The sequence below is a fragment of the Thioalkalivibrio sp. genome, from assembly GCF_007692535.1.
Classification (GTDB): Bacteria; Pseudomonadota; Gammaproteobacteria; order Ectothiorhodospirales; family Ectothiorhodospiraceae; genus Thioalkalivibrio.
This window is the reverse complement of sequence record NZ_REBW01000266.1, coordinates 1-6,366: the sequence shown is the minus strand read 5'-3', so window position 1 is coordinate 6,366 and position 6,366 is coordinate 1. Positions and strand designations below refer to the sequence as shown.

Here is a 6,366-nt window from a genome sequence, read left to right as displayed (position 1 = left end):
CGCCAACTCCTCCGCCAGCCGATCCGCTTCGGGATTTCGGATATTCAGCGCCATGCGTTCCCCACAATTGTACAGACAGCTACACAATAAGTCGCGACGTCAATTCCCGTCAAACTCGCGCGTCGACGCAAGGCCGGCAGGTGCACGAATCACGAGTCTTGAACATGCCCGCGCAGCGCCAGTGCATCTTGCGAAGCGCGCGGGTACTGCACTTCCCGCATGGCCCATCAGCCCGAACGTTCATGCAGCCGATGCAGCCGGTTCAGGCTCCGTCTCTGGAGCCTGAGGGTTCCGGTCCGGTTCTCCCAGTTGGCGACAGTCTGGGCCGAAACGCCGAGTTCGGCCGCAAAGGCGGCCCGGGAGAGGCCGAGGCGCTCGCGCAGGGCACGAATGCCGGTGGGAGTGGTTGCGATCCCGGCCTCGGCCTGTTTCTGCGCGGTTCGCTTCGCAGCCCGCCGGGCCGGGCCGGAGCCGACTCCCCGGGTGGTTCCGGCATCCCGGGTGACTTCGGCGTCGCGGGTGGTCCGGGCATCCGGTGTGGCTTGCGCGGAGGCCGGCGGGTCCGCCGGAAGATCTTCATCGTCGATTTCGATGCCGAAGACTTCGCTCAGGGCGGACGGTGGCAGAGTCTGGCGCGAGGACCGCTCCCCCGTACCCGAGAGCGCGGCCATATCGCTCTGGATCAGTTCGGCGTGATCCACACCGCGCAGGGTGAACAGAAGCTCGGGAGCGGTGTCCAGCCGGGCGCCGACGCCGTAGAGAACCGCCGCAAGGTGTTTGCAGAGGTCTGCCCAGTCGGGACAGTCGCAGCCCAGGTGGATCTCGTCGGGACGGGGGAACAAGCCCGTGTCGCGATCGGTCACGACGGCCATGATCTCACGCGAAATCCTGCCCTGCAGCAACTCGATCACGGAACCGATCCGGCCTTGACAGCGCTGTTTCAGAGCCTCCCATTGCCCGGCGGGAAGCGGGTCGATGCGGACGCTTTGCCGGTACAGCTCGGAACCCATCACCAGGGCCTGGATCTTCCCCGGCTCGATACCGAGATGCAGCACCGAACCGTTGCGCAGGTAGGTGCGTCCACGTGGAAGGCGGTTCGCGAAATCGCTGTAGGATTCAAGGTGGTCGCACCATGCCTGGCCCCAGAAACTGACGGCGATCCGGCCGCGGGGGGTGGCGGCTACCACCGGCTCGACGACCTCCCCCCGCTTTTTCATGGCCGCAACGTGGCGGAGCCCCTTGGCCCTGCGTCGGGCCACGGGGACATAGGGTTTGTAGTTCCAGCTCATAGCGTCGTTTCAGCCTGGTTCAGGTCGAGGCGGATGAACTCGAGCAGCTCGCGGTCATTCATCTCGGTGAGGGCCTTTTCCGCGCCATCACCGAGGATCGCGTCGGCCGTGCCCTGCTTCTCGTCCATCAGCGCATCGATTTTCTCCTCCAGCGTGCCCGAAGTGATGAACTTGTGCACGAGCACGTTCCGCCGCTGGCCGATGCGGAAAGCGCGATCGGTGGCCTGGTTTTCGATCGCGGGGTTCCACCAGCGGTCGAAGTGGATCACATGGGATGCCGCGGTCAGGTTCAGCCCGGTACCGCCGGCCTTCAGCGAGAGCACGAAGAACGGCGGGCCGTCCTCGCGCTGGAAGCGCTCGACCATCCGCGAGCGCTCCTTGACCGGGGTGCCGCCATGCAACACCAGCCCGTTGCGCCCGAAGACGCCGGCGAGGCTGCGCTCCAGCGGCTCGGTCATTTCCCGGAACTGGGTGAACACCAGGGCCTTCTCGCCCCGCGAGGCAATCTCCTCGCAAAGCCCCGCGAGGCGCTGAAACTTGGCGCTGTCGCTGTCGGCGTAATCGCCCGACCGGGTCAACTGGTCCGGATGGTTGCAGATCTGCTTGAAGCGCATGAGGTAGGCGAGTACAAGACCTCGGCGCTGCATCCCGTCACTGTGTTCGAGTTCTTTCTGCAGCCGGCCTGCGGTCTGCGAGTAGAGCCTGGCCTGGACCGCAGTCAGGCCGCAGTAGACCTTCATCTCGGTCTTGTCCGGAAGATCGGCGATGATGCCTCGATCGGTCTTGAGGCGGCGCAGGATATACGGAGCGACCAGGCGGCGCAGGGGGCCGAAATGGGCGTTGTGGTCCTTGCGCAGGGTCTTGACGAATTCCCGGAACTGGGAGGCGGTGCCGAGCAATCCGGGGTTGATGAAGTCGAACAGCGACCAGAGATCGCCCAGGTGATTTTCCACCGGGGTTCCGGTGAGGACCATGCGGGCCTCGGCATCGAGCTTGCGCACCGCCCTGCTCTGGCGGGTACCGTGGTTCTTGATCGCCTGCGCCTCGTCGAGAATGACCCAGCTCCACCGGGTCCGGGCGGGCCAGTCGAGCCGGGTGAGCATCCCGTAGGTGGTGATGACCAGGTCGGCGCCGGACAGGGTCTCCGCGGTCGGTGCTGCCAGATCCGCTTCGCCCGCCTCGGAGCGGTGCGCGATGAACAGGCGCAGGGTCGGCGCGAAACGCGCGGCCTCCTGTTTCCAGTTGCCGATCAAGGAGGCGGGAACGACCAGAAGGGCGGGCGGGCTCTTCGGCAGCTCCGCCTGCTTCCGCAGCAGCGCGGCCAGCACCTGGACGGTCTTGCCCAGACCCATGTCATCGGCCAGGCATGCCCCGAGACCGGTCCGGGCACACAACCAGAGCCAGTCCATCCCCTTGACCTGATAGGGCCGCAGCGTTGCTCGCAGCGCCAATGGCGGGCCGGACGCCGCCGGGTCGGACAGTTGCCGCAGGGTGTCCGCGAGCCACGCGCCCGGCTGGGCGAAGGCCCACTCGCGCTGCTCTTCCAGTTCCGCCTTGTCCTTGAGATCCCCAGGCGCGCCGGCGAGCAGGCGCATGCCTTCGATGAACGACAGCCCGCCATCGGCCTCGACCGCCTTCCAGTGGTCGAGCGCCTGCTGCAGCCGCTCGCGGTCCACCTCGATCCACTGGCCCCGGAAGAACACCAGTCCGTCGTCGCCCTCCAGCAGCGCCTGAACCTCCTGCGCACTCAGCGTCTCGCCATCGATCACCACATCGAGCCGGAAGTCGAGCAGGGCATCGAGGCCCAGCGCACCGGCCCTGGTGTCGCCGATGGTCGCCGTCACCTTTGGCCTGCGGCCGCGCTTCTGCCACCAGTTGGGCAGGCGGACCAGAAGCCCCGCGTCCTCGTAGGCGGGAATGCTCTGCAGGAAGGCATGCGCCTCCTGTGGCGTCCACGCGATCGGGTGGTAGATGTCACCGCTCTCGATCAGATCCGCCATGAAGGGACAGGCCTGCGCCGCGCGGTGCAGGGGCTGGAGCAGCTTGAGCAGAACGGCCTTGTTGCCCGCGCCGGCATATTCCTGCAGGGCCTTGCCCAGCGGCAGTTGGCGCAGGCGTCCGGAGGCGGCAAGTCCCGACGCGTAGGAGGCCATGAAGGCGAAGGGCCGGGTGTCATCGCTCTTGTTTTCGGCGAGGTGCACCGTCACCTTGCCGACCCGCGACCACAAGGGCGCGTGTTCCTCCAGAAAGCCGGTCACGCCGCCCAGCTCGTCGACACGAGCCTGGGTCCAACCCTGCAATCGGTTCCAGATCCCTTCCAGCACCGCCGCCGAGAGATACTCAGCCCCCCGCATCGGCGGGGCACTCAGGATCCACTCGGTCAGTCGGGCGGATTCGGGCGGAGGCACCGATCGGGCATCTTCGGCCCCCTCCGGCAGATGGCAGACCGCCCGCAGGAATTCCTCGGCGATGCTCCGCCAGAACAGCAGCGTCGCATCCGCAGCCCCGTTCGCAGCCTTCCGGCCAGCGAGGTGCACCAGACCCGCCGCCTCACTCTCGGCGAAGACCGTGCCCAGGGGGCTCTCCGGATCGTGGCACACCACACGGCCACCGGGGGTCAATCCGAGGAGACCTGTATCCCTCACGTCCATCACGCGTTTCCCGTCAGAAATCAGCAGCCCGAAGCCAGCCGGCACCCTCGTCGCCACCGGACATCACGTAGGGCGGAAAAGGCCGAAGGCCGTCATCCGCCGTAGCGGTGGGAAAGGCTCCGGCGTTTTGGGGCTTCGATGAGTGCCGCATGGCGGATGACGCTGCGCTCTTCCGCCCTACGGATCCTGGGGTGACGGCGACGTGCGCGGGCATGGATCGGCGCCGCATGGCGGATGACGCTGCGCTTTTCCGCCCTACGGATCCTGGGGTGACGGCGGCGTGTGCGGGCATGGATCGGCGCCGCATGGCGGATGACGCTGCGCTTTTCCGCCCTACGGGTCGGCCTCGGGCAGCCGTAGGGCGGAAAAGGCCAAAGGCCGTGATCCGCCATTGCAGCGCTGGGGGTCGCGCTGTCATCCTGACAATGCAACCTTGATGACCTCAAAGCCCTGGGAGGCAACGGCTTCCGCAAGCAGGGCGTCGGACACGACGAAGACCCAATCCTCCTCGGCCAGTAGTGCGAAGCTTGCAAAATGGATCGCATCCAACGTTCGCAGGCTCCAGTCCGCTCCCGTTAGCCGCATGAGCTTTTCAGCCTCGACGAGTACCAGTTCGCTCACCGGCTGGGTGTTGAATTGTTTCCATTCGGATTCGAATCCAGCGAGCGTCGCGTCGAGCTGATTGCCGTCGATATCACCCCGCCGCAATTTCCGGTAGAGGGCACTCATGAACTCGACCCTTGCGAGGTCGGAAACCCACGTCGCGTTCTCGGGACGCTCGATGAGTTCAATCACCTCCCGCGTACCGCTCTCGGTGTGGAAATACTTCACCAGCGCCGAGGTGTCGAAGAAGAGATTCATAGACGATCTTCACGACCCTCGATCACAGCCTGGCTGAGGCTGGTGTCGAGATCGGACAAGGTCTTGCGGCTGCGGGCTGCGCCGTCACCGCGCGTGGTAACGGTAACGCCCCGGGCCTTCACCAGAGCCTCCAGGACGGGTTCGAGGGCCTGCAACCCTTTCAGATCCAGTTTCGCCACTTCACGCAGCACGTGGTTTCGCAGTTCGTTCATCAGGTGATCCTCGCAGGATGGTAGAATTATATGCCCGTAACGGGGGCAGGAACGCCTTGGCGTGGTGGCCCGGGGTGGGGTTCCGGGGTTGTGGCAAGCGCCGTTTGGCGGATGACGCTTCGCTTTTCCGCCCTACGCGTGCCCGAGCACGACCTGTAGGGCGGAAAAGGGCGAAGCCCGTCATCCGCCGTCCCGTCGCTGGGCATGGGTTCCACGCGTGGGTCAACGTTCACCGCCACCTCCATGTACCCGGTCTTCCAGGCCGCCGCCCCAATCTGCCGGGTACACGCCTTCGCGGACGTACCGGTGGAATGTCGAATATGGCCAATCGGCGACGGCGTTGACCCATCCGTGTTTCATCGGGTTGATGTGCACGTAGTCGATGTGGGCGGCGTAATCGTCGTCGGAGAGGATGGTGTGTTCCCAGAACCGGCGTTGCCAGATACCGCGTTCGCCGGTGCGGGTGGTGCAGGGGCGCGCCGCCGCAGGCCGGGGTACCCGCTTCGCGAATGCGGTCTTGAGGGCGCGCCAGCGTCCGGAGTAGTCGTGGTCGCCGGGTGGCAGCGTCCAGACGCAGTGCATGTGGTCAGGCAGCACGGCCCATGCGTCGATATGAAACGGGCGGGCTCGCAGAACACGGCGCACGGCGTTGCGCAGAGTGTCGATGTGTTCGACGAGGTAGCCGCTTTGTCGGTCCGCCAGGTTGGCGGTGAAGAAGTAGGTTCCTCCCGGAACGCGGTTCCTTCGATAGTTCGGCATGATTCCAGTCCCTTGGAATGATGGGTTGATGATGCACAGCGGTAGGGCGGAAGAGGCCGAAGGCCGTCATCCGCCGTCCGAGCGGTGGGGATGGCGCGGGCGTTCGGGGCTGCGACGGGCGTCGGTTGGCGGATGACGCTTCGCTCTTCCGCCCTACAGCGACTCCCGTGGGGCGGAAAAGGCCGCAGGCCGTCATCCGCCATTCCGGCGGTGAGTACCTGTCGGGCGTTCGGAGCATCGGCCTGCGCTGCTCGGCGGATGACGCTTCGCTTTTCCGCCCTACGGTTGGGGCACTCGTGGCGCGGGCTGTCGTCCGCTGTTGGGTTGGTGGGGATGGCTCGGGTCACGCCGGCTGTCCGGTGAAGGCGGCGATGACCTGGACGTAGGGATCGGGTTCGGTCATCTGGGTTTCTTCGAGCCAGCTTTCGTAGTCGCGGAAGATGCGGTCGATGTGGGCGAGGCGTTCGTCGCGGCGACGGGTCTTGAAGACCTCCAACAAAGTGGGTGTCTAATACGTTGAACGTTGATGGCGCTAAGTGCTTGAAAAGATGGCGTCCCCACGGGGATTCGAACCCCGGTCGCCGCCGTGAAAGG

The 6,366-nt window shown here is 65.8% G+C and carries 6 protein-coding genes; all 6 read right to left on the bottom strand.

Features of this window, described 5'->3' with window-relative positions; all coding sequences use genetic code 11:
• Positions 1-227 precede the first annotated feature (227 nt).
• Positions 228-1,289, bottom strand: coding sequence for a helix-turn-helix domain-containing protein (locus EA346_RS14665; protein ID WP_296759839.1), 1,062 nt, complete (start codon positions 1,287-1,289; stop codon positions 228-230).
• A complete protein-coding gene (locus EA346_RS14660) occupies positions 1,286-3,940 on the bottom strand; it encodes a DEAD/DEAH box helicase (protein ID WP_296759838.1) in 2,655 nt (884 codons plus the stop codon). The genes EA346_RS14665 and EA346_RS14660 overlap by 4 nt, the downstream gene beginning before the upstream one ends.
• 414 nt (positions 3,941-4,354) lie before the next feature.
• Complete coding sequence (locus tag EA346_RS14655; protein ID WP_296759836.1) at positions 4,355-4,801, bottom strand: type II toxin-antitoxin system VapC family toxin; 447 nt, start codon at positions 4,799-4,801, stop codon at positions 4,355-4,357.
• A complete protein-coding gene (locus tag EA346_RS14650; RefSeq protein WP_296759834.1) occupies positions 4,798-5,013 on the bottom strand; it encodes a hypothetical protein in 216 nt (71 codons plus the stop codon). The genes EA346_RS14655 and EA346_RS14650 overlap by 4 nt, the downstream gene beginning before the upstream one ends.
• 222 nt (positions 5,014-5,235) lie before the next feature.
• Positions 5,236-5,772, bottom strand: coding sequence for a transposase (locus EA346_RS14645; RefSeq protein ID WP_296759833.1), 537 nt, complete (start codon positions 5,770-5,772; stop codon positions 5,236-5,238).
• Between the two features lie 343 nt (positions 5,773-6,115).
• A complete protein-coding gene (locus EA346_RS14640) occupies positions 6,116-6,271 on the bottom strand; it encodes a hypothetical protein (RefSeq protein WP_296759831.1) in 156 nt (51 codons plus the stop codon).
• Positions 6,272-6,366 lie beyond the last annotated feature (95 nt).

Coding starts and splice junctions, on each gene's coding strand:
- EA346_RS14645 (WP_296759833.1), bottom strand. CDS start 5,772: ATGCCGAACTATCGAAGGAACCGCGTTCCGGGAGGAACCTACTTCTTC.
- EA346_RS14660 (WP_296759838.1), bottom strand. CDS start 3,940: ATGGACGTGAGGGATACAGGTCTCCTCGGATTGACCCCCGGTGGCCGT.
- EA346_RS14665 (WP_296759839.1), bottom strand. CDS start 1,289: ATGAGCTGGAACTACAAACCCTATGTCCCCGTGGCCCGACGCAGGGCC.
- EA346_RS14655 (WP_296759836.1), bottom strand. CDS start 4,801: ATGAATCTCTTCTTCGACACCTCGGCGCTGGTGAAGTATTTCCACACC.
- EA346_RS14650 (WP_296759834.1), bottom strand. CDS start 5,013: ATGAACGAACTGCGAAACCACGTGCTGCGTGAAGTGGCGAAACTGGAT.